Annotated in this window: 16 protein-coding genes and 1 pseudogene; 4 read left to right on the top strand and 13 right to left on the bottom strand. The window is 61.9% G+C overall.

Going from position 1 to position 22918, the window contains the following annotated elements; all coding sequences use genetic code 11:
- Nucleotide 1: 1 nt before the first annotated feature.
- From SC318_RS02860 to SC318_RS02845, 4 genes are all read right to left on the bottom strand, one after another.
- Nucleotides 2-916, bottom strand: a complete 915-nt coding sequence (locus SC318_RS02860) for an ABC transporter permease subunit (RefSeq protein ID WP_003188099.1) — start codon at nucleotides 914-916, stop codon at nucleotides 2-4.
- A gap of 134 nt (nucleotides 917-1050) precedes the next feature.
- Nucleotides 1051-2187: a branched-chain amino acid ABC transporter substrate-binding protein gene (locus SC318_RS02855; RefSeq protein ID WP_320429572.1), complete on the bottom strand. Its 1137-nt coding sequence runs from the start codon at nucleotides 2185-2187 to the stop codon at nucleotides 1051-1053.
- Between the two features lie 374 nt (nucleotides 2188-2561).
- On the bottom strand, nucleotides 2562-3845 hold the full coding sequence (locus tag SC318_RS02850) for an L-pipecolate oxidase (RefSeq protein ID WP_320429571.1): 1284 nt from the start codon (nucleotides 3843-3845) through the stop codon (nucleotides 2562-2564).
- Nucleotides 3846-4020: 175 nt separating this feature from the next.
- Nucleotides 4021-5511, bottom strand: coding sequence for an L-piperidine-6-carboxylate dehydrogenase (locus SC318_RS02845; RefSeq protein ID WP_320429570.1), 1491 nt, complete (start codon nucleotides 5509-5511; stop codon nucleotides 4021-4023).
- Between the two features lie 156 nt (nucleotides 5512-5667).
- Here SC318_RS02845 and SC318_RS02840 point away from each other — a divergent pair, with 156 nt between their 5' ends.
- The 3 genes from SC318_RS02840 (at nucleotide 5668) to nadE (ending at nucleotide 8812) form a co-directional block, all read left to right on the top strand.
- Complete coding sequence (locus SC318_RS02840) at nucleotides 5668-6558, top strand: LysR family transcriptional regulator (RefSeq protein ID WP_320429569.1); 891 nt, start codon at nucleotides 5668-5670, stop codon at nucleotides 6556-6558.
- A 208-nt stretch (nucleotides 6559-6766) separates the two neighbouring features.
- Nucleotides 6767-7981, top strand: a complete 1215-nt coding sequence (pncB, locus tag SC318_RS02835) for a nicotinate phosphoribosyltransferase (protein WP_124361042.1) — start codon at nucleotides 6767-6769, stop codon at nucleotides 7979-7981.
- A 3-nt stretch (nucleotides 7982-7984) separates the two neighbouring features.
- Nucleotides 7985-8812 (top strand): NAD(+) synthase, encoded by an 828-nt coding sequence (gene nadE / locus SC318_RS02830; protein ID WP_320429568.1) that lies wholly within the window; start codon nucleotides 7985-7987, stop codon nucleotides 8810-8812.
- 74 nt (nucleotides 8813-8886) lie between these two features.
- Here the strand turns inward: nadE and azu are convergent, their stop codons facing one another.
- Nucleotides 8887-9333, bottom strand: coding sequence for an azurin (azu, locus tag SC318_RS02825; protein WP_320429567.1), 447 nt, complete (start codon nucleotides 9331-9333; stop codon nucleotides 8887-8889).
- A gap of 333 nt (nucleotides 9334-9666) precedes the next feature.
- Between azu and SC318_RS02820 the strand changes: the two genes are divergently transcribed.
- A complete protein-coding gene (locus tag SC318_RS02820; protein ID WP_320429566.1) occupies nucleotides 9667-9849 on the top strand; it encodes a hypothetical protein in 183 nt (60 codons plus the stop codon).
- A 112-nt stretch (nucleotides 9850-9961) separates the two neighbouring features.
- Here the strand turns inward: SC318_RS02820 and SC318_RS02815 are convergent, their stop codons facing one another.
- The 8 genes and pseudogenes from SC318_RS02815 to rplI all read right to left on the bottom strand — a co-directional run bounded on the left by SC318_RS02815 (nucleotide 9962) and on the right by rplI (nucleotide 22917).
- Complete coding sequence (locus tag SC318_RS02815; RefSeq protein ID WP_320429565.1) at nucleotides 9962-10852, bottom strand: transglutaminase family protein; 891 nt, start codon at nucleotides 10850-10852, stop codon at nucleotides 9962-9964.
- Complete coding sequence (locus tag SC318_RS02810; protein ID WP_320429564.1) at nucleotides 10852-13338, bottom strand: circularly permuted type 2 ATP-grasp protein; 2487 nt, start codon at nucleotides 13336-13338, stop codon at nucleotides 10852-10854. Before SC318_RS02810 ends, SC318_RS02815 begins: the two co-directional genes overlap by 1 nt.
- A gap of 159 nt (nucleotides 13339-13497) precedes the next feature.
- Nucleotides 13498-16788 (bottom strand): transglutaminase family protein, encoded by a 3291-nt coding sequence (locus SC318_RS02805; protein WP_320429563.1) that lies wholly within the window; start codon nucleotides 16786-16788, stop codon nucleotides 13498-13500.
- Between the two features lie 186 nt (nucleotides 16789-16974).
- Nucleotides 16975-17424 carry a hypothetical protein gene (locus SC318_RS02800; protein WP_320429562.1) on the bottom strand — a complete coding sequence of 150 codons (450 nt, stop codon included), beginning with the start codon at nucleotides 17422-17424 and terminating at the stop codon, nucleotides 16975-16977.
- A pseudogene (locus SC318_RS02795) lies at nucleotides 17421-18353 on the bottom strand (NAD synthetase). Before SC318_RS02795 ends, SC318_RS02800 begins: the two are co-directional and overlap by 4 nt.
- Nucleotides 18354-18562: 209 nt before the next feature.
- A complete protein-coding gene (locus SC318_RS02790) occupies nucleotides 18563-20866 on the bottom strand; it encodes a YgiQ family radical SAM protein (RefSeq protein ID WP_320429561.1) in 2304 nt (767 codons plus the stop codon).
- A gap of 96 nt (nucleotides 20867-20962) precedes the next feature.
- A complete protein-coding gene (gene dnaB / locus SC318_RS02785) occupies nucleotides 20963-22360 on the bottom strand; it encodes a replicative DNA helicase (protein ID WP_003188079.1) in 1398 nt (465 codons plus the stop codon).
- A 110-nt stretch (nucleotides 22361-22470) separates the two neighbouring features.
- Complete coding sequence (gene rplI, locus SC318_RS02780) at nucleotides 22471-22917, bottom strand: 50S ribosomal protein L9 (RefSeq protein WP_003171376.1); 447 nt, start codon at nucleotides 22915-22917, stop codon at nucleotides 22471-22473.
- Nucleotide 22918: the final 1 nt, after the last annotated feature.

Raw genomic sequence — 22918 nt, 5'->3', positions numbered from 1 at the left:
TTTACACCTTCGCCACGAGTGGGCGACCAAGCAGGCCCTGGGGACGGAAAATCAGAATCACCACCAGCAGGGAGAAACTGAACACGTCTTTGTAGTCGGAGTTGATCAACCCCGAAAACAGCGACTCGGAGATACCCAGGATGATCCCGCCCAGCATCGCCCCAGGCAGGGAGCCGATGCCGCCGAGTACCGCTGCGGTAAATGCCTTGATGCCGATGATGAAGCCGGCATAGAAGTCGAAGGTGCCGTAATTGAGGGTGATCAGCACGCCGGCCAGCGCGGCCATGGCGGCGCCGATGACGAATACGTAGGAGATCACGCGGTCGGTGTTGATGCCCAGGATCGAGGCCATCTTGCGGTCTTGCTGGGTGGCCCGGCACATGCGGCCAAGCTTGGTGTATTTGATGATGTAGGTGAGCAACGCCATGCCGGCGAAGGCCGCCACGAGGATGAACACTTTGGTGTAGGTCAGTTGCACGAACCCGGTGCCGATATCGACGCGCCAGGCGCCGGCCAGCAGGGTGGGAATGCCTTGTTGCTTGGCGCCCTGGGCGATCTGCGCGTAGTTCTGCAGAATCAGCGAAATGCCGATGGCGCTGATCAGCGGAGCCAGTCGAGTGGAGTTACGCAGCGGCTTGTAGGCGACACGCTCGATGACCCAACCGTACACGCCGGTGACGACCACGGTGAAGATCAGGGTGCCGAGAATGAGCAGCGGGAAGGATTCGATGCCGAAGTAAGCCAGCAGTGCCAGACTGATCGCCGCGAGGTAAGCGGAAATCATATAAACCTCGCCGTGGGCGAAGTTGATCATGCCAATGATGCCATAGACCATTGTATAGCCGATGGCGATCAGGCCGTAGACCGACCCGAGGGTCAGGCCATTGACCAGTTGCTGCAGGAAAATACCATCCATAACGCAATCTCACGCGGTGAGCACCTGCACACCGGTGGGTGTGCGGCGCTTCTGGAGGAAAAGACAGACTTTGAACACAACCCTGTCCCCTTGTGGGAGGGGGCAAGCCCCCTCCCACAAGGGAACTGTAAGGCTTACTTCTGCTTTTCCAGCTGGTGGTATTTGCCGTCTTTGTCCCACTGGTACACCACGTAGTCGGAGATTTTCAGGTCGCCCTTGGTGTCCCACTCTTTCTTGCCCATGACGGTCTGGACCGGGTTGGCCTTCAACCACTTGGCAGCATCCTCGCCCTTGTTGGACTTGGCACCGTTGAAGCCGGCGGCCAGGGCCTGAATCGAGGCGTAGGCGTACAGGGTGTAGCCTTCCGGCTCGGTGCCGTTTTTGCGGAATTGCTCCACCACAGCCTTGCTGTCCGGCAGCAGGCGCGGGTCGGCGCCGAAGGTCATGTACACGCCGTCCACGTACTGCGCGCCACCGGCGGTCGCTACCAGTTCGTCGGTGACCACGCCGTCATCGGACATGAACTTGACGTCTTTCAGGCCGGCTTCACGGATCTGGCGAACCAGCGGGCCGGCTTCAGGATGCAGGCCACCGAAGTACACGACGTCGGCGCCCAGGGAGCGGATCTTGGTGACCAGGGCGCTGAAGTCTTTCTCGCCACGGGTCAGGCCTTCTTCGAGCACCGGCTTCACGCCGCGCTTGGTCAGCTGAGCCGCGGTGGCGTCGGCCAGGCCTTTGCCGTAGGTGTCCTTGTCGTTGATGACCGCGATTTTCTTGCCCTTGAGCACGTCGACGATGTAGTCGCCGGCAACGATGCCTTGCTGGTCGTCACGCCCGCACATGCGGAACATGGCGCCCAGGCCGCGCTCGGTCACCTGTGGGTTGGTAGAGCCTGGGGTGATTGCGATGATGCCTGCTTCGTCATACACCTCGGAGGCGGGGATGGTGTTGGACGAGCAGAAGTGCCCGACCACGCCGATCACTTTGTCCTGGTCGGCCAGACGGTTAGCCACCGCCACTGCCTGTTTTGGCTCGCAGGCGTCATCGCCGGCCACCAATACGATCTTCTCGCCGTTGATGCCACCCGCCTTGTTGACCTCATCGGCTGCCGCCTGGGCACCCTTCATGTACTGCTCACCGAAAGCGGCGTTGGCGCCCGTCATAGGGCCTGCCACACCGATTTTCACATCAGCTTGAACAAACGTAGAAACACCCAGCGCCGCTGCAACGGCGAGGGCCAGAAAACCTTTCTTGTAAAACGTCTGGGACATGAGTGGTGCTCCGATATTTTTGATTTTTGGCACGACAACTTGCATTCAAACCTTTCACCGAAAGCTCAGAGCAAGCCGCGTGCCATTACGTTTTTATTCTTCAAAAAGACACGGTGTCATTGTTATTGCAGGCGTTTCGGGTCCTTTTGCCAGTACGTGCAACCGTCTAGCCCCGATAGGTGCAACCAATCAGCCAAAAAAGTACAACCTTGAGCGGTGGCACCTGCAACCGCAGCGATAAACGACAGCTCCACCACCTGTAACCCTGGGCGTAACGGAACTGCACATTTACAGTGCGCGATTGCTACGACTTGCACCAATACAGATGGTTAGCCGGCTAAGAAAATGCCGGCTTCTGCGCGCTATTTCGCGGATCAGATCACGATCCGCAGGCATTGGCCCGCGTGATACAGCGAAAAGCCTGCTTCATACAGGCAACTGCGCAAGCCGGCCCCCGCCAGTGGCTGCATCGGTGCAAAGGGGATCGGCAGCGCCTGGGGATTCTGGTGACACAGATAGTCGGCAAATGCCTTGCCGACCACGCTGCCGGTGGTGACCCCGCGTCCGTTATAACCGGTGACCGACACCAGCCCGGGCGCCGGCTCGAACAAGCGCATCAGGTGATCGGGCGTAAAGGCGATGCAGCCGGTCCAGGTGTATTCCCACTGCACCGATTTGAGGTACGGGAAGTAGTGCTGCTGCACCCGATCGGCCCACGCCTTGAGGAACCAGGCCGGTTTCTGGTTGCCATTGCCCAGGCTGCCGAGCAACAGGCGGCCCTCGGCGTCCCGGCGAATGCTGCTCAGCACCTGGCGCGTGTCCCATGAGCCCTGGCCGCCGGGCAGGATGCGCGCGGCGGCGTCATCGGTGAGCGGCGCCGACGCGACCTGGTAGTAATAACCGGGGAAGAAGTTACGACGCAGCTCGGTCCATTCGCCTTCGGTGTAGGCATTGGAGGCGATCACCACCTGCGCGGCGCGCACCGCGCCCTGGGCGGTCTGCACCAGCCAGTCGGCGCCCTGGCGCTCAAGCTGGGTGACGGGGGAATGGTCGAATAACTGCCCGCCCAATCCGACGGCCGCATTCGCCAGACCGCTGGTGTAGGCCATGGGGTTCAAGGTGCCGGCGCGTCGGTCCAGCAACGCGGCGGCAATTTTGCTGGTGCCGGTGGCGTGTTCGCACGCTTGCCCGGTCAGCAACTCGACCGGCGCGCCCCGGCGCTTCCACTGTTCTTCACGACTGCGCAAATCCGCCTCGCCGCGGGCGTTGTGCGCCATGTGCAAGGTGCCCTCGCGGCGTAATTGGCAGTCGATGTTGTATTTGTCGATCAGGCTGAAGACCAGCGCCGGGGCGGCGCCGAGCATGCGATTGAGCTGACTGCCCACCGCTTCGCCGAAACCGGCTTCGATCTCGTCCGGCGGGATCCACAGGCCAGCGTTGACCAGCCCGACGTTGCGCCCCGAACCGCCGTGCCCGGTGCGATGGGCCTCCAGCACGACGACGCTTTTGCCCTGCTCGAGCAAGTGAATGGCTGCCGACAAACCGGTGATACCGGCGCCGATCACGCACACATCCGCCTTGATCTCGCCCTTAAGTGCGGCGCGATCCGGACGGCTGGGGGTGAGGTGTTCCCACAAACATGTTTCACGTAGTGCCATTGCCAGACTCCGGGATGAAACCTAACAAACAACAATTATTTTGACGTGCAAACCCAATCAACTGTGGGAGGGGGCTTGCCCCCGATGGCGGCGTGTCAGCCAACCCATGCACAGCTGACCCACCGCTATCGGGGGCAAGCCCCCTCCCACATTGCCTTCACGTCGACTTGAGGCTTCAGTCGAAGGTGATGCCTTGGGCCAATGGCAATTCCAGCGAGTAGTTCACGGTATTGGTCTGGCGACGCATATACCCGCGCCATGCATCCGAGCCTGACTCACGCCCGCCGCCGGTCTCTTTCTCGCCGCCAAACGCACCGCCAATTTCCGCCCCACTCGGGCCGATGTTGACGTTGGCAATGCCGCAGTCGCTGCCCACCGCCGACATGAACTGCTCGGCTTCGCGCACGTCAGTGGTGAAAATGCACGACGACAAGCCTTGTGGCACTGCGTTGTTCAGGCGCAGGGCTTCGGCGAAGTCGGTGTAGCCGATCACATACAGAATCGGCGCGAAGGTTTCGGTGCACACCACGTCGCTCTGCTCGGGCATTTCCACAATCGCCGGCGACACGTAGTAAGCGTTGGGGAACTGGTCTTCCAGCTGGCGCTTGCCGCCGAACACCTTGCCGCCTTCGCTCAATGCTTGCTCCAGGGCATCCTGCATGTTGTCGAAGCCATGCTTGTCGATCAGCGGGCCGATCAGGTTGCCTTCCAGCGGGTGGCCGATGCGCACCTTGGCGTAGGCGGCCTTGAGGCGGGTGACGATTTCGGCCTTGACCGATTCGTGGGCGATCAGTCGGCGCAGGGTGGTGCAACGCTGGCCGGCGGTGCCGACCGCACTGAACAGAATGGCGCGCACGGCCATGTCCAGGTCGGCGCTTGAGCCGAGTATCATCGCGTTGTTGCCGCCCAGTTCGAGGATGCTGCGGGCAAAGCGTGCGGCGACTTTCGGCGCCACTTCGCGACCCATGCGGGTGCTGCCGGTGGCGCTGATCAGCGCCACGCGCGGGTCATCCACCAGCGCGGCGCCGGCGTCGCGGCCGCCGATAATCAATTGGCTGAGGTACTGCGGTGCGTCCTTGAAATTCTTCAACACGCGCTCGAACAACGCCTGGCAGGCCAGTGCGGTGAGCGGGGTCTTTTCCGAGGGTTTCCAGATCACCGCGTTGCCGCACACCAGCGCCAGCGTGGTGTTCCACGCCCACACGGCGACCGGGAAGTTGAACGCGCTGATCACGCCGACCACACCCAGCGGGTGCCAGGTTTCACGCATATGGTGACCGGGGCGCTCGGAAGCGATGGTCAAGCCGTAGAGCTGGCGCGACAAGCCGACGGCGAAGTCGCAGATGTCGATCATTTCCTGTACTTCGCCAAGGCCTTCCTGGGTGATCTTGCCGGCTTCCCAGGAGACCAGCTCGCCCAGGTCGGCCTTGTACTGGCGCAACACATCGCCGAACTGGCGCACCAGCTCGCCGCGACGCGGGGCCGGCACTTTGCGCCAGGCTTCGAATGCATGCTCGGCACGACTGACCTGCTGCTCCACCTCGGCGGCGCCTTCCCAGTGCACGCTGCCGATGCGGCTGCCATCGATCGGCGAATGCACGGGCTGTGTGCCCGCCTGGTACAGCGCCGGGTCTACCCCGAGACGGTCAAGCAATGCGGCAACCATGGGTCACTCCTTCAATCACAAGCAGAAAAATGTGCGCCGCGCCCGGCACGACGATCCAGGCCTTATTTGTAGCTGGCCCAAGACTTGCCAACAAACGACGATTAGGCGAGATATCATTCCGTTTATTCATGCAAAGAATAAAAAAAGAGGCAGGCCGTGCTGAACAAAAGACATTTGCCCTCGATCACTGCGCTGCAGTGTTTCGAAGCCGCCACCCGCCACCTGAGCTTCACCCGCGCCGCCGAGGAGCTGAACCTCACGCAAAGCGCGGTGAGCAAACAGGTGGCGCAGTTGGAAGAATTGCTGCAACACCTGCTGTTTCGCCGAGTGCGGCGCCGCTTGCAGATGACCCCGGCGGGCGATTTGTACCTGGTGGAAGTGCGCAAGATCCTCACTCAAGTGGAGATGTCCACCCATTACCTGCGCTCCTACGGCGGCGAAACCGAAGTACTGCGCGTGTCCACGCCCTACACCTTCGGCGCACGCTGGCTGGTGCCACGCCTCAAGGGCTGGCGTCTGCGCCACCCGCAGATCCATCTGGACCTGTGCAACGAGCAGGAACCGGATGAACTGCTGCAAGGCAAGGCCGACCTGGCGTTCTATTTCGGCCAGGGCTCGCGCCCCGGCACCGAGAGCCTGAAGTTGTTCAGCGAAGAGCTTGTACCGGTATGTTCGCCAGAGAGCCTGCCGGCCGCGCCGTTCACCGACCCCACCCAACTGAGCGAGCTGGTGCTGCTGCAAAACGCTTCGCGCCCCCAGGGCTGGCATGACTGGTTCGCCAGCCAGGGTTTGCACACCGAGCACAGTTACCATGGGCCGCGCTTTGACACCTTTTATATGTGCATCCGCGCGGCGCAGGTCGGCTGCGGCGTGGCGCTGCTGCCCAGGTTTCTGGTGGAAGAGGAACTGGCCGACGGCAAGCTGGTGATTCCCTGGCAGCATGCGATGCCGAGCCAGGATGCCTATTACCTGGCTTATCCGGAGCACGCGGCGGAAGTGCCGAAGGTGCGCGAATTTGTGAAGTGGATGATGGAGCAAGTCGTTTAGTGCCTGGAATACCGCTATCGGGGGCAAGCCCCCTCCCACAGGTTGGAATGCATTCCAACCTGTGGGAGGGGGCTTGCCCCCGATGGCGCCAGTGGCCTTGGCAAAAAAATCACTGGCAAACCGACCCGGGTCTATGCGCCACTAGCCCCCTACTTCAATCGTGCGTAAAGGCCGGCGCCCATCGCCGAGCCGTCTGGAGATTCCCGTTATGAGCGAGAGTGTGTTTGCCGATCGCATCGTGCAGAACCTGCTCGACACCGACTTCTACAAGCTGACCATGATGCAGGCGGTGCTGCACAACTACCCGAACGTGGAAGTTGAATGGGAGTTTCGTTGCCGTAACAGCGAAGACCTGCGCCCTTATCTGGCAGAGATCCGCTACCAGATCGAGCGTCTCGCCGAGTTGAGCCTGAGCCCGGATCAATTGGGTTTTCTGGAACGCATCAGCTTCATGAAGCCGGACTTCCTGCGTTTTCTGGGACTGTTCCGCTTCAACCTGCGCTATGTGCAAACCGGTATCGAAAATGGCGAGCTGTTCATCCGCCTGCGCGGCCCGTGGCTGCACGTGATCCTGTTTGAAGTGCCGATGCTGGCCATCGTCAGCGAAGTGCGCAACCGCTACCGCTACCAGACCGTGATCCTGGAACAGGCCCGCGAACAGCTGTACCGCAAGTTCGACTGGCTGACGGCCAATGCCAGCAGCGACGAACTGTCGGAGCTGCAAGTGGCCGACTTCGGCACGCGGCGGCGCTTCTCGTACCGGGTGCAGGAAGAAGTGGTCAGCGTGCTCAAGCACGACTTCCCCGGGCGTTTTGTCGGCACCAGCAACGTGCACCTGGCCCGCGAATTCGACATGAAGCCGCTGGGCACCATGGCCCATGAATGGATCATGGCCCACCAGCAACTCGGCCCGCGCCTGATCGACAGCCAGATCGCCGCCCTCGATTGCTGGGTACGCGAGTACCGTGGCCTGCTGGGCATCGCCTTGACCGACTGCATCACCACCGATGCGTTCCTCGGCGACTTCGATCTGTACTTCGCCAAGCTGTTCGATGGCCTGCGCCACGACTCCGGCGACCCGGTGCAGTGGGCGGAAAAAGCCATCGCCCATTACCACAAGCTGGGCATCGAACCGATGAGCAAGACCCTGGTGTTCTCCGACAGCCTGACGCTGCCCAAGGCCCTGGAGATTTTCCGCGCGCTGCGTGGCCGCATCAATGTGAGCTTTGGCATCGGCACCAACCTGACCTGTGATATTCCAGGGGTGGAACCGATGAGCATCGTGCTTAAAATGACCGCCTGCAATGGCCAGCCCGTCGCCAAGATCTCCGACGAAGCGGGCAAGACCCACTGCACCGACCCGAATTTCGTCGCCTATTTGCGTCACGTTTTCAAAGTACCTGCCCTATCCAGCAAGGAGTGAATCATGCAAGCCGTACAGCGTGAGATTGCGCAGCAGCTCAAGGTGCAAGCGCCGTTCAAAGACCAGGCCGCGCTTGAAGCAGAAGTCGCCAGGCGCGTGGCCTTTATCCAGAACTGCCTGCGCAATTCCGGGCTCAAGTCGCTGGTACTGGGCATCAGCGGCGGTGTCGACTCCCTCACCGCAGGCCTTTTGGCCCAGCGCGCGGTGCAGGAACTGCGCGCCAGCAGTGGCGATGAAGCCTATCGCTTTATCGCCGTGCGCCTGCCCTACGAAACCCAGTTCGATGAACACGAAGCCCAGGCGTCGGTGGACTTCATCGAGCCGGACGAGCGTCACACCGTCAACATCGGCCCGGCGGTCAAAGCCCTGGCCAATGAAGTGGCGGCCTTCGAGGGCAAGCCGGCGGCCTCCCGCGACTTCGTACTGGGCAACACCAAGGCGCGCATGCGCATGGTCGCGCAGTACACCATCGCGGGCGCAGCCGGTGGGCTGGTGATCGGAACCGACCATGCGGCGGAAGCGGTGATGGGCTTTTTCACCAAGTTTGGCGATGGTGCCTGCGACCTGGCACCGCTGAGCGGGCTGGTAAAAAACCAGGTGCGTGCGATTGCGCGGCATTTCGGCGCGCCGGAGTCGCTGGTGGAAAAAGTCCCGACCGCCGACCTGGAAGACCTGTCGCCGGGCAAGCCGGACGAAGCGTCACATGGCGTGACCTATGCCGAGATCGATGCGTTCCTGCACGGTGAACCCGTGCGTGAGGAAGCGTTCAGGATTATCTGCGAGACCTATCGCAAGACGGAGCACAAGCGGGTCATGCCGTTTGCGCCTTGAGGTGGGTCAGATAGTGTTGCGTTGAGTGTTGGAATGCCATCGGGGGCAAGCCCCCGATGAACGATAACGCGGTCTTATTTAACGACCACAGTGCCTTTCATCATCGAAATGTGGCCCGGGAACGAGCAGAAAAACGCGTAGTCCGTACCCGCAGTCAGCTTGGACACATCGAAAGTCACCGAATCTTTCTCGCCGGCACCAATGATTTTGGTGTGAGCGATGATGCGGTCGTCGCCCGCCTTGAGGTATTCCTTGTCAATACCGGCGGCCATGCCGTCGGTAGCCACCGGCTGCATGTTGGCGGCGCTGGTCAGCACCCAGTTATGGCCCATGACGTTTTTCGGCAGGTTGCCGGAATGGGTCAGCTCGACGGTGAACTGCTTGCAGCTCTTGTCGATGGTGATTTCTTTGGTGTTGAACGACATCTGGTCGGTGGAGTCGACAGTGACCTTGCACTCTGCAGCAAGCAACTGGCCGCTAGCCAGAGTCAGCAGGGAAACAGCAACGAGTTTGGCGAACATGTGAATCTCCAAGGCAGGGTTGAATAACGCGTATTGCGACGAAGGGTGCCTCAATCAGGCTTGAGTTCTTATGATCTGCATCAACAGATTGTATACAACTTTAGGCTATCAGACTCATCAACACAATCTACCAGCCAATCGCATGGCAACTGAATATGATCGGCCCATCATTCATTGGAGCCCCCGCCATGCACCTCAATCAATTGTTCAACGGCCTGCTGGCCGCTTACGCCAACGGTAAGTGAAGGCCAACCGCGCTGCTAAGCTGCTACCATAGCGACCCAAGGCAGCCGCGCGCCGCCCACCCTCACCTTCGACCCTAGAGGATCGCCCATGGCCAAACCTAATTACTCCTTCGCCAAACGTCAGAGAGACTTGGCCAAGGAACAGAAGAAAGAGGAAAAGCTGCAACGCAAGAAAGCCGCTGCGGATGAAGAAGCCAGTGGGCTGAACGCGGACGTCGACGCTGAAGAAACCAGCGACGAGACTGAAACACCAAAAGACCCAGCTGACTGATCGTTCCCACGCGCCGCGTGGGAATGCAGCCTCGGACGCTCCGCGTCCCGGCACACGGTAGACTCCGAGCGTCACAGCAGGCGTTCCCGCGCAGAGCGTGGGAACGATCCCGTTATTCCAGCGGCATCACCGTCACCCGCACTTCCGGGTCATGGTTCCCCCCTCCCAGAATCACCCCTCGCAACGGCGACACATCGGAAAAATCCCGGCCCCAGGCCAGGGTGATGTGCTCCAGCGCCGGCTGCACGTTATTCGTCGGATCGAAATCCACCCAGCCCGCCACCGGGCAAAACACCGAAACCCACGCATGCGACGCGTCGGCGCCGATCAACCGTGGCTGGCCGGGCGGTGGCTGGGTCAACAGGTAGCCGCTGATATAGCGCGCCGCCAGGCCCCGCGAACGCAGGCAGGCGAGCATCAGGTGGGCGAAGTCCTGGCACACGCCGCGCCGGCGCTCCAGCACTTCCACCAGCGGCGTGGCGACCTGCGTGGCTTCGCCATCGAAGGTGAACTCGCTGAAAATCTTGTGCATCAGCGCCTGCACGCCCAGCAATAAGGGCTCGCCAGGCGGGAAGCAGCTTTCGGAGAACTCGACGAAGATTTTTTTCAAATGCACGTAAGGCGATTCGAAGCGATAGCGGCAGGCTTCGATCACTTCAAGCGACAGCGGCTGGCTGCTGTAGGTGAGGCTGTCGCGGGTGCGGTCCCACGGCGGTGACTGGCGCAAGTCCAATGCGGGTCGCGCCAGCACTTCAACGGTCAGCCCGGCATTGACCAGCAATTCATCATGGGGCCGCTCGAACGCCAGGCGCGTGATCGGGTTGCCGAACACGTCCAGCTCATCGCGGCGTGAAGAGGGCTGCGGGCTGATGTCCAGGGTTTGCCAGGTACAGCGTTGCCACGCACAGGGCCGTGGCCATAGATGCGCCAGCTGCTGGGCCAGGGACACCGGGCTGTCATAGTGATAATGGGTGTCATGGAAAATCTGATAGCGCGCACTCATCACAGCGACACCGTTTGCTGGCTGACATCATCCACATGGGCAAAGTGGCGCAAGGCCAGGCGATCCGACACTTGCCCGCTCTCGTCGGCGACCGCCTGCAGCAGGTCGGCCAGGCCGTCCAGTGCGGCACGCACGCTGGATTCGCCAAACAGCGGGTTCTCCAGGCAACCCAGGTCGAAGCGCGCCAACCGCACCACCAACGGCCCCAGGCCGGTTTCCCGCGGCACGCCGAAATCATCGTTCAAGCGCCGCAGGGTGCGGCTCACCAGTTTGAGCTGGAACAGCACCGCATGGGGGTTCTGCTCGTCGAGCAACAACAGGTCGAGCACCGGAATCAGTTGCGGCACCGCCAGGTAACGCGAGCGGTAGGTGATGCTGCTGTTGCCCAGCTCCAGCAGCCATTCCAGTCCGGCCTGATCGACCACCGCCACACCGCGCAGGAACGCGGCAAGGCTGCTGCTGAGAAACTGCAGGCGCTCGATGCGCCGGCCCATCATCAAGAAGCGCCAGCCTTCATCGCGGGTCATGTCGTCCAGGGCAAACCCCGACAGCGCCGCCAGGGACATCACCAGGCGGTTGAGGAAATCCAGCAACTCGCCGAAGTCCGGGGTGTCGCGCTCCAGCTCCATGGCTTCGCGCTGCAATTCCACCAGAGCCTGCCAGTTTTCCCGGGACAACTTGCCGCGCACCTGGGACGCCGCCCACTGCAAGCGCTGCAAATTGGCGCGCAGGCTCGAGGGCCAGTCATCGCCGAGCAACGCGGCGAGCAAGCGCTCGGGGAGTGGCCCTTCATCCGGCAACAGCCGCAGGCTCTCGCCCAGTTCCACGGCCGCCTGCAAGGCCAGCGGATCGTCGCCGTCGACATAGCGCGCCAGCACGATGCGCAGCCAGCGCGCGCTGTCATCGCAGCGCTCGCAATAACGGCCAAACCAGAACAGGTTTTCCACCACCCGTGACGGCAGATAGGGATCGCGGCGCACCAGATCGTGCGCCCCAATCGTGCGCTGGGCCCGCCACTGCTCGCTACCGGGCGCCCCTTCGCCGAGTACCCAGGTGTCCTTGCTCGCGCCACCCCGCTGCATCGACACCACTTCGGCATCGGCTTCGGCGGCCACGCGGGTCAGGCCGCCGGGCAGTACCCGGTAGCCCTCGTCACTGGCCACGGCGTACACGCGCATGCCGATGGCGCGGTGTTGCAAGTGATCATCCACGGTGTGCCACACCGGCGCCTGGGACAGTTGCGCCAGTTCCTGTGCGACGTAGGCGTAGGGCCGCGCGCGCATGCGTTCGGCCAGGGCCTCGCGTTGTTCGGGGTTCAGGTCGCGACCGAATACCGGGGCGAAACTTTGCGAGGGGAACGCCGGTTTGATCAGCAGCTCCGGCAGCTTCTCCAGCGCCTCGGCCAGCACCGGGGCCTCACCGCACCACCAGGTGGCGATGGACGGCAGGATCAGTGCCTCACCAAACAGGAACTCGTTGATCTTCGGCAGAAAACCCAGCAGCCCCGGCGATTCCAGCACACCGCTGCCCAGGGCATTGGCCACCAGCACATTGCCTTGGCGCACGGCATCGAGCAGGCCGGGCACGCCGAGGGCTGAGTCGGTGCGCAGCTCCAGGGGGTCGCAGAAGTCGTCGTCCAGGCGACGCATGATGGCGTGTACACGGCGCAGACCGCTGAGGGTTTTCAAGAATACGGTGCTGTCGCGCACGGTGAGGTCGCCGCCTTCCACCAGCGGGTAACCGAGCTGGCGGGCGAGGTACAGATGCTCGAAATAGCTTTCGTTGAAGCGCCCCGGCGTGAGCAGCACGATCAGAGGGGTCTGGTCATCGCCGGGGGCCTGGCGGGCCAGGGTTTCCTGGAGGGTGCGGAAGAAACCAGTGAGGTGCTGCACCTGCAGGTCACGGTACAGATCCGGGAAGGCGCGGGACACGATGGTACGGTTTTCCAGGGCGTAGCCTGCGCCCGACGGTGCCTGGGTGCGGTCGGCCGTCACCCACCAGCGACCATCCGGCGTGCGCGCCAGGTCCACGGCGTACAGGTGCAGAAAGGCACCGTCCGGCGGCTGGATACCCTGGCACGGCCACAAAAAGTTGTTATGCCCGAATACCAGCTCGGCCGGCAGCAGGCCTTCCTTGATCAGGCGCTGCGGGCCATAGAGGTCGGCCAGGACCGCATTGAGCAGACGCGCGCGCTGGGCAATGCCGGCCGCCAGGTGCTGCCACTCATCGGCCGCCAGCACATGGGGCAACAGGTCCAGTTCCCAGGGACGATCGGCGCCCTTGGGGTCGGCGTAGACGTTATACGTCACGCCGTTTTCCTGGATCTGTCGCGTCAACAACGCCTGGCGCTGGGCCAATTGGGCCGGCGTGCTGCGTTGCAGGTGGTCGAGCAAGCGCTGCCAATGGGCCCGTACCGCGCCGCTGTCATCCAGCAGTTCGTGATAGGTGCCCGCAGTCAGCGGATAGCGGTCGAGCAAATCGGACATGGAACGCTCGGCAGAGGCAAGGGAAGTCAGGTTAACTCAACAAACACTGCAAATCCGCTGTGGGAGGGAGCTTGCTCCCGATGGCGGCGGATCAGTTAACTCATGTATCGGCTGATACTCCGTCATCGGGAGCAAGCCCCCTCCCACATTTGATCGCATTCAGTCATTTTTATTGGGGAAACGCCGCAGGTCGAGGGTCATCGGTAACTCATCGTTGATAACGACGGTTGGCACGTCGAGCTTGCCTGGACTATGCCCCAAGCGGAAAAACCGCGCCATCCGCCGGCTCTCGGCTTCATTGGCATTGACCGGCAAACTGTCGTAATTGCGCCCGCCCGGATGGGCCACGTGGTATTGGCAGCCGCCCAGCGAGCGTTGCATCCAGGTGTCCAGCAGGTCGAACACCAGCGGCGCATGCACGCCGATGGTCGGTTGCAGGCAGTTGGACGGTTGCCAGGCACGGTAACGCACGCCGGCAACGAACTCGCCGACCCGGCCGGTCGGCTGCAGCGGCACCGGGATGCCGTTGCAGGTCAGCAGATAGCGCTGCGGTGGCAAGCCGCTCACCTTCACTTGCAGACGCTCCAGGGACGAATCCACATAGCGCACCGTGCCGCCCGCCGTGCCCTCTTCGCCCAGCACATGCCAGGGTTCCAAAGCCTGGCGCAGCTCCAGTTCGATGCCGCTGACGGCATAGTCGCCGACCTTGGGGAAACGGAACTCCAGGTGCGCGGCAAACCACTCGGCGCGCAGCGGATAACCGGCGGCGTTGAGTTCGACGATCACATCCGCGAAATCCTGCTGGATAAAGTGCGGCAGCAGGAAGCGGTCGTGCAGTTCGGTCCCCCAGCGCGCCAGCTTCGGTGGCGCGTAGGGTTCACGCCAGAAACGCGCGACCAGCGCCCGCAACAGCAACTGCTGGGTGAGGCTCATGCGTGCATGGGGCGGCATTTCAAACGCGCGCAATTCCAGCAGGCCCAGACGGCCGGTGGCGCCGTCGGGGGAATAGAGCTTGTCGATGCAGAACTCGGCGCGGTGGGTGTTGCCGGTCACGTCGATCAGCAGGTTGCGCAGCAAACGGTCGACCAGCCAGGGCGGGCATTCTTCACCCGGCGCGGGCATTTGCGCGAAGGCGATTTCCAGTTCGTACAGCGCATCGTTGCGCGCTTCATCCACCCGGGGCGCCTGGGACGTCGGGCCAATAAACAGCCCGGAAAACAGATAGGACAGCGATGGGTGGTTGTGCCAGTAGCTGATCAGGCTGCGCAGCAGGTCGGGCCGGCGCAGGAACGGCGAGTCCTTGGGTGTGGCGCCGCCCAGCACGAAGTGGTTACCGCCGCCGGTGCCGGTGTGGCGACCGTCGATCATGAATTTTTCCGTGGTCAGGCGAGTTTGCCGCGCCTCTTCGTAGAGAAACTCGGTGCGCTCCACCAACTCGTCCCAGGTGGCGGATGGCTGCACGTTGACCTCGATCACGCCAGGGTCAGGCGTGATACGAAAGTTGCTCAGGCGCGTATCGGCCGGCGGCTCATAGCCCTCCAGCAATACCGGGCAATGCAGTTCTTCAGCGGTCGCCTCAATGGCCGTCACCAACTCGAGATAGTCTTCGACGCGTTCCAGCGGCGGCATGAACAGATAGAGGCGCCCTTCCCGCGCTTCGGCACACAGCGCGGTGCGGGTCAGCCAGTCGGCGGATTCATCCAGCTTCGGCGCACGCTCTTCGCTCGCCGCAGGCTCGCCATGGCTTTGCAGTTGATCGGTACTCGGCAGCTGCGGCTGGTCCTGGTTCGGATCGGTGGGGTGCACGAACGGATATTCCGCCGCCGTCACCCATGGCTGCGAGGCCAGCGGCAGCCGGTAACCCAGCGGCGAATCGCCCGGCACCAGGCGGCAGTGATTGTCGCGCAGGTACCAGCGACCACTCTGCCAACGGTCATTGGCGGCCGTGCGCGCCAGCGGCAGCACCTGGCCGATGACTTTATCCAGGCCCTGGCCGAAGACCTTGCGCAGACGTTCGCGCTCCAGATCGTCGCCAAGGCGCGGGTCCTGGGCGGTGACGTTTTGCGGCAGCGCACCTTCGCGCCACAGGTAGTAGAAATTGTCTTCGTAGGCCGGGAACACAAAACGTGCCGGCAGCTTCAGGCGTTCGGCAATGCTGGCCAGGAAGCGCCCGGCCAGCGCGCCGTCAGCGCCGTAGTCCTCTTGCTCATCGGCGATCAGTGCGCTGTTGTGCCAGATCGGCACGCCGTCGCGGCGCCAGTAGCAGTTGAGCGACCAGCGCGGCAGTTGTTCGCCGGGGTACCACTTGCCCTGACCGAAGTGCACCAGGCCCTTGGGGGCGTAGTGGTTGCGCATGCGCTGGAACAGCTCGGCGGACAGGCGCCGCTTGTCCGGGCCGAGGGCGGCGGTGTTCCATTCGGCGCCGTCGGGGTCGTCGATTGAGACAAAGGTCGGCTCACCGCCCATGGTCAGGCGCACATCATCCCTGTGCAGGTCACCATCGATCTGCCGCCCCAGGGCCTGGATCGCCAGCCACTGCTCCTCGGTGTAGGGCTTGGTCACCCGTGGGGCTTCCCAAATCCGCTCTACCGACATTTCGTGGGTGAATTCGCACTCGCAAGGTTCCACCAGCCCACTGATCGGTGCGGCGGAGGAAGGATCGGGGCTGCAGGCCAACGGGATATGCCCTTCACCGGCGAACAGCCCGGAGGTGGCATCCAGACCGATCCATCCGGCGCCCGGCAAATACACTTCGCACCAGGCGTGCAGGTCGGTGAAGTCCACTTCGGTGCCGGAGGGGCCGTCGAGGGCTTTGACGTCGGCGGTGAGCTGGATCAGGTAGCCGGACACAAACCGCGCGGCCAAACCCAGGTTGCGCAGCAGCTGCACCAACAGCCAGGCCGAATCGCGGCACGAGCCGCAGGCGTTTTCCAGGGTGAATTCCGGGGTTTGCACGCCCGGTTCCATGCGGATCAGGTAGCCGATATCGGCAGCCAGGCGCTGGTTGAGGCCGACCAGAAAATCTACGGCCGGCAACGGCGTACGGTCGATACCGGCCAGGTAGGCGGCAAACGTCGGCGTCAGCGGCAAGGTTTCCAGGTACGGCGCCAGCTCGCGCTGTTCATCGGCGGCGTAGCTGAAAGGGATGTTTTCGGCGTAGGGCTCGAGGAAAAAGTCGAAGGGGTTGAAGACCGCCATCTCGGCGACCAGATCGACCTCGATGCGCAGCTCGCCGGTTTTTTCCGGAAATACCAGACGCGCCAGGTAATTGCCCTGGGGGTCCTGCTGCCAGTTGATGAAATGCTGCTCGGGCAACACCTTCAGCGCATAGGACAATATCCGCGTACGGCTATGGGCCGCCGGGCGCAACCGCACGATCTGCGGGCCGAGTTCAACAGCCCGGTCGTAGCGGTAATGCGTAACGTGGTGCAACGCGACATGAATCGACACGGCGGCCTCCTGCGAGCCAGGGCATGGGCACAACGCGCGCAAGACTTATGCCAGAGCGGCAGTCATTGCGCTTTATCGTGGAGCCCGGTGCAGTACAGCACCAAAACGACGCTGTAGCGGCGGTTATGGTGCGAGGGTTGCACATATTTGTGGCGAAGGGGCCAGATGAGGTGGTGAATCTACCCATCACCGGGCTTTGTACCGGGCGTGCAGCGCTTGGCGAAGTCGGCGTATTTCGAGAAGCTTGTGGCGCATCTCGCGATGGCGCTTGCTGTTGAGCAGCAATAACCCCAGCAGCGGGAACAGCACCGCCGAGGCGTAAACCAGCGGATTGATACCGTATAGAATCATGGGCAAAACGAACAGCAGGCAACATGCGAGGTATCCCGCCACTAGTTTGGTCGCCCAGAGATACCCACGCGCGATCATCAGATTGCCAAACACCAGTACCGTTACCAGCACAAGGATCGCAGCCCCTGAAGAGCCGGACTTGAGCGCAGGATCGACCCCACGTAAGTAGGTAACGCCAGCGGTGGAAACCGCCGCAGAACCCGAGAAAATCGCCATGAAAATGGTGCCCATGAAAACGGGGAAGTACCGGGCGAGAAAACTGCGCGTGTCGGGAAAGCCCTTCATTCCGTCAGGTCCTCATACAGGCCAATGGCGATCGTCTCGGCCGTACCCACGTTACCGGCTCGATGGCTGCCCCAGATACCCAGCATACCGCCCAAGGCATCCTTGAGCTGGGTCAGCGTGGCATGCCGAATTTGCGTGGAACTGTAGCTCTTGGTCAGTTTGCCGGCGCGCTGCTGTAACTTCAGTATCTTCGGAGTCAGGCTTGGGTCTTTGAGACTTAGCAGTTCCTTGGTTAACTTCTTGCGCTCCTGACGACTCAATCCCTTGAGTAACTCATACCAACTCTTGCCCAATGCAGCGGCCTTTTTGGCTTTAAGCAGCCTGAACGTGGTGAACGCCCCCGTACCAATACCCAGCAACGAAGCCGCATCCAGGATGGGTGAAACAGCGCCATACCATTGCGCGTCGTCCATGCGGTCGTTGGCATCGGGTTCAAGCACTTCGTTATAGGTACGCGCCACGCCAAACCCACATTGAGCACTGCTGGCCAACGCCGCCGTGACACCTATGCCGACCACAAACGCACTGGCGCCAGCCGTAAACGGTACGGCGACACTTCCGCTGAACACCACGATCCAACCGATCACAGCTGCGCCACAGGAAAGCCCCATGTCAAACGCTTCCTTTCTAAGACGTCCTTCACGGGGATCAGTCTTTACCTGCTCCACAAACTGGGCTGGCGAAATGTACTTCTGCGCCTCACGCAGAATAACGCGCTTGGGCTTGATGCTGCAGATGGGCTTGAATTCGCGCAGTGTGACGACATTAAAGTCGGCATCGATATACACCACGCCAGCACCGACAATACCTGGATCGGCATCGATGGCGGCAAACAGGCGCGGCAGGTTGATCTGGCTCTAAATGCGCTGGCGCGCCATGAATTGGGAGCGGTTGGAGTCCATGCCGATACCGGCCAGGGGGTTGCCCATGGGTGTTCTTCCTTGAAGAGGTGGAAACTGGACTGACGTCATCGGGGGCAAGCCCCCTCCCACACTTTGAATGTAGACACAGTCTAAATGTGGGAGGGGGCTTGCCCCCGATAGCGCTTCAATGGCCGCCACCTTACCAAACAGGCTCACCACCGGCCAGAAAGCAAAACGCCAGCACGAGGCTGGCGTTTGGCATGTTCAGGCTGCGATCAACGCGGCACGACCGGTTTGCGCGCAGGCTTTTTGCCTTTGCCCTTGGCCGCGTCGGTGCGCTCCTTGGCTGCCTGCTTGTTGCGCGCCTGGGCCGCGGCCTTGGCTTGCTCACGCTTGTCCCACGGGTTGCTGCCGTCGCTGCCGCGAGGTGGCAGGCCGGTGTGCTGGGTGAGGATCTTGGTGGTGGTTTCCTTGGCGACCTTGTGGCTGCCGGCCGGCGTCGAGTTTTTGCGACGCGCGCTCTGGTAGCTGTCGGTGGACGGCTGGTGCAGCGGGATCAGCTGGTCCTTGCCCGGCCCGATGAGGTCGGCACGGCCCATGCGGGTCAGCGCTTCACGCAGCATCGGCCAGCCCTTCGGGTCGTGGTAGCGCAGGAACGCCTTGTGCAGACGGCGCTGTTCTTCGCTTTTGACGATGGTCACCGCGTCGCTCTTGTAGGTGACCTTGCGCAGCGGGTTCTTGCCCGAGTGGTACATCGCGGTGGCGGTGGCCATCGGCGACGGGTAGAACGCCTGCACCTGGTCGGCACGGAAGCCGTTGCCCTTGAGCCACAGGGCCAGGTTCATCATGTCTTCATCGGTGGTGCCGGGGTGGGCGGCGATGAAGTACGGGATCAGGTACTGCTCCTTGCCTGCTTCCTTGGTGTACTTCTCGAACATGCGCTTGAACTTGTCATAGCTGCCGATGCCCGGTTTCATCATCTGGTTGAGTGGACCTTCCTCGGTGTGTTCCGGGGCGATCTTGAGGTAGCCACCCACGTGGTGGGTGACCAGCTCCTTGACGTATTCCGGCGACTCGACGGCAAGGTCGTAACGCAGGCCGGAGGCAATCAGAATCTTTTTCACACCCGGCAATGCACGGGCGCTTCGGTACAGCTGGATCAACGAAGAGTGATCGGTGTTCAGGTTCGGGCAGATGCCAGGGAACACGCACGACGGCTTGCGGCACGCGGATTCGATTTCCGGGCTCTTGCAGGCGATGCGGTACATGTTCGCGGTCGGGCCGCCGAGGTCGGAAATCACCCCGGTAAAGCCAGGCACCTTGTCGCGAATCTCTTCGATTTCGCGAATGATCGATTCTTCGGAACGGTTCTGGATGATGCGGCCTTCGTGCTCGGTGATCGAGCAGAAGGTGCAGCCGCCGAAGCAGCCACGCATGATGTTCACCGAGAAACGGATCATGTCGTAGGCTGGAATTTTCTCTTTGCCATACGCCGGGTGCGGTACGCGGGCGTACGGCATGCCGAACACGTAGTCCATTTCTTCGGTAGTCATCGGAATCGGCGGCGGGTTGAACCACACGTCCACTTCACCGTGCTTTTGCACGAGGGCGCGGGCGTTGCCGGGGTTGGTTTCCAGGTGCAACACGCGGTTGGCGTGGGCGTAGAGCACCGCGTCGCCACGGACTTTTTCCACCGAAGGCAGGCGGATCACGGTCTTGTCGCGGGTCATGCGCGGGCTGGCCAGGATCTGTACGACCTTGGCTTCTTCCGGGTCATCCACCGGCCCCTTCTCCTGCTCGATGGCGCAAGCCTGGGTGTCCTGGGTGTTCACGTACGGGTTGATGATCTTGTCGATCTTGCCCGGACGGTCGATGCGCGTGGAGTCCACTTCGTACCAGCCGGCCGGCGTGTCACGGCGAATGAACGCGGTGCCGCGCACATCGGTGATGTCTTCGATCTTGTGGCCCCACGACAGGCGCTGGGCAACTTCGACGATGGCCCGCTCGGCGTTGCCGTACAGCAGGATATCGGCGGTGGCATCGATCAGGATCGAGTTGCGCACGCGGTCCTGCCAGTAGTCATAGTGGGCGATGCGGCGCAGGGAGGCTTCGATGCCACCGAGCACGATCGGCACGTTCTTGTAGGCTTCCTTGCAACGCTGGCTATACACCAGGCTCGCACGGTCCGGGCGTTTGCCAGCCATGCCGCCAGGGGTGTAGGCGTCGTCGGAACGGATTTTCTTGTCGGCGGTGTAGCGGTTGATCATCGAGTCCATGTTGCCGGCCGCGACGCCGAAGAACAGGTTCGGCTCGCCGAGCTTCATGAAGTCGTCTTTGGACTGCCAGTTCGGTTGGGCAATGATCCCGACGCGAAAGCCCTGGGACTCCAGCAGCCGGCCGATGATCGCCATGCCGAACGACGGATGGTCAACGTAGGCATCACCGGTGACGATGATGATGTCGCATGAATCCCAGCCAAGCTGATCCATCTCCTCCCTGCTCATCGGCAGGAATGGCGCAGGACCGAAACATTCGGCCCAGTACTTGGGATAGTCAAATAACGGCTTGGCTGTTTGCATGACGGTGACCGGTGTTGAGATGAAAAATCGCGGGCGCGGAATATAGCACAAATTTTGACCAATTCCGACGGTAATGGTCGGAATTGAGCAGAAGCGTTATTCGTCGTCGTCGAAGTTGTAGCTGCCCGGCGCGAGGTTTTCGAAACGGGTGTATTTACCGATGAACGCCAGGCGGATAAAGCCGATGGGGCCGTTCCGCTGCTTGCCGATGATGATCTCGGCAATGCCTTTGTGTTCCGTCTCGGGGTGATACACCTCGTCGCGGTACACGAACATGATGACGTCGGCGTCCTGCTCGATCGCTCCGGATTCACGCAAGTCGGAGTTCACCGGGCGTTTGTTGGGACGTTGTTCCAGGGAACGGTTGAGCTGGGACAGCGCCACCACCGGGCAGTTGAATTCCTTGGCCAGGGCCTTGAGGGACCGGGAGATTTCGGAAATTTCGTTGGTGCGGTTGTCGCCGCTGGAACCCGGGATCTGCATCAGCTGCAGGTAGTCGATCATGATCAGCGCGATGTCGCCGTGTTCACGCACCAGGCGACGGGTACGTGCGCGCATCTCCGACGGGCTGATACCGGCCGTGTCATCGATGAACAGCTTGCGGTCGTTGAGCAGATTGACCGCCGAGGTCAGGCGCGGCCAATCGTCGTCCTCGAGCTGGCCGGAACGCACTTTGGTCTGGTCGATGCGGCCAAGGGACGAGAGCATACGCATGATCAGCGATTCGCCTGGCATCTCGAGGGAGTACACCAGCACTGCCTTGTCACTGCGCAGTACCGCGTTTTCCACCAGGTTCATCGCGAAGGTGGTCTTACCCATCGACGGACGGCCGGCGACGATGATCAAGTCGGACGGCTGCAGGCCGCTGGTCTTCTCGTCGAGGTCGGTGTAACCGGTGGAAATACCGGTAATCGCGGCATCGGTGTTGAACAAGGTGTCGATGCGGTCGATGGCTTTGGTCAGCAGGTCGTTGACGCTGACCGGGCCACCGGTCTTGGGCCGTGCTTCGGCGATCTGGAAGATCTGGCGCTCGGCCTCGTCCAGGATCTCGGCGGCGGTCCGGCCTTCGGGGTTGAAGGCGCTGTCGGCGATTTCGGTGCTGATGCCGATCAACTGGCGCAAGGTGGCGCGCTCGCGGACGATCTGCGCATAGGCCTTGATGTTGGCGACGGACGGCGTGTTTTTCGCCAGTTCGCCGAGGTACCCCAGACCGCCTACTTGGGAGGTCTGGCCTTCCTTGTCCAGTTGCTCGGCCAGGGTCACCACGTCGATCGGTGAGTTCTGGTCGGCCAGCTTGGCGATGGCGCGGAAGATCAGGCGGTGGTCATGACGATAGAAGTCGCCGTCCGAGACTTGATCCAGCACGCGTTCCCAGGCGTTGTTGTCCAGCATCAAGCCACCGAGCACGGCCTGTTCGGCCTCGATGGAATGCGGCGGCACCTTCAGGGCAGCGGTTTGCAGATCGTATTGCTCAGGAGCGGAGATTTCGTTCATGGCCACTTGGAATTAGGGGTGTGTAGAAAAACAAAAGGCACGACCTGTAAACAGGATCGTGCCCGATGTTAACCGGCTGACACGCGAGGTGCCAGTCAGTTAGGTGCGGCTTAAGCTGCTACCACGACAACGCGTACGGTGGCTTCAACTTCGGCGTGCAGGTGCACGGCTACGTCGAATTCGCCTACGTTGCGGATGGTGCCGTTCGGCAGACGAACTTCGCTCTTCTGCACTTCAACGCCGGAGGCGGTCAGTGCATCAGCGATGTCGTGGGTGCCGATCGAACCGAACAGCTTGCCTTCGTCACCGGCGGTGGCAGTGATAGTCACTTCCAGCTCAGCCAGTTGGGCAGCGCGAGTTTCGGCCGAAGCTTTTTTGTCTGCTGCGGCTTTTTCCAGCTCAGCGCGACGCTCTTCAAACGCAGCCAGGTTGGCAGCGGTTGCAGCGGTGGCTTTGCCGTAAGGCAGCAGGTAGTTACGACCGTAGCCGGCCTTAACGTTCACTTTGTCGCCCAGGTTGCCCAGGTTGGCGACTTTTTCCAGAAGGATCAGTTGCATG

The organism is Pseudomonas sp. MUP55, assembly GCF_034043515.1.
In the GTDB taxonomy this organism is placed as follows: domain Bacteria; phylum Pseudomonadota; class Gammaproteobacteria; order Pseudomonadales; family Pseudomonadaceae; genus Aquipseudomonas.
The sequence above is the reverse complement of the archived record's forward strand: the minus strand, read 5'-3'. Positions and strand labels throughout refer to the sequence as shown.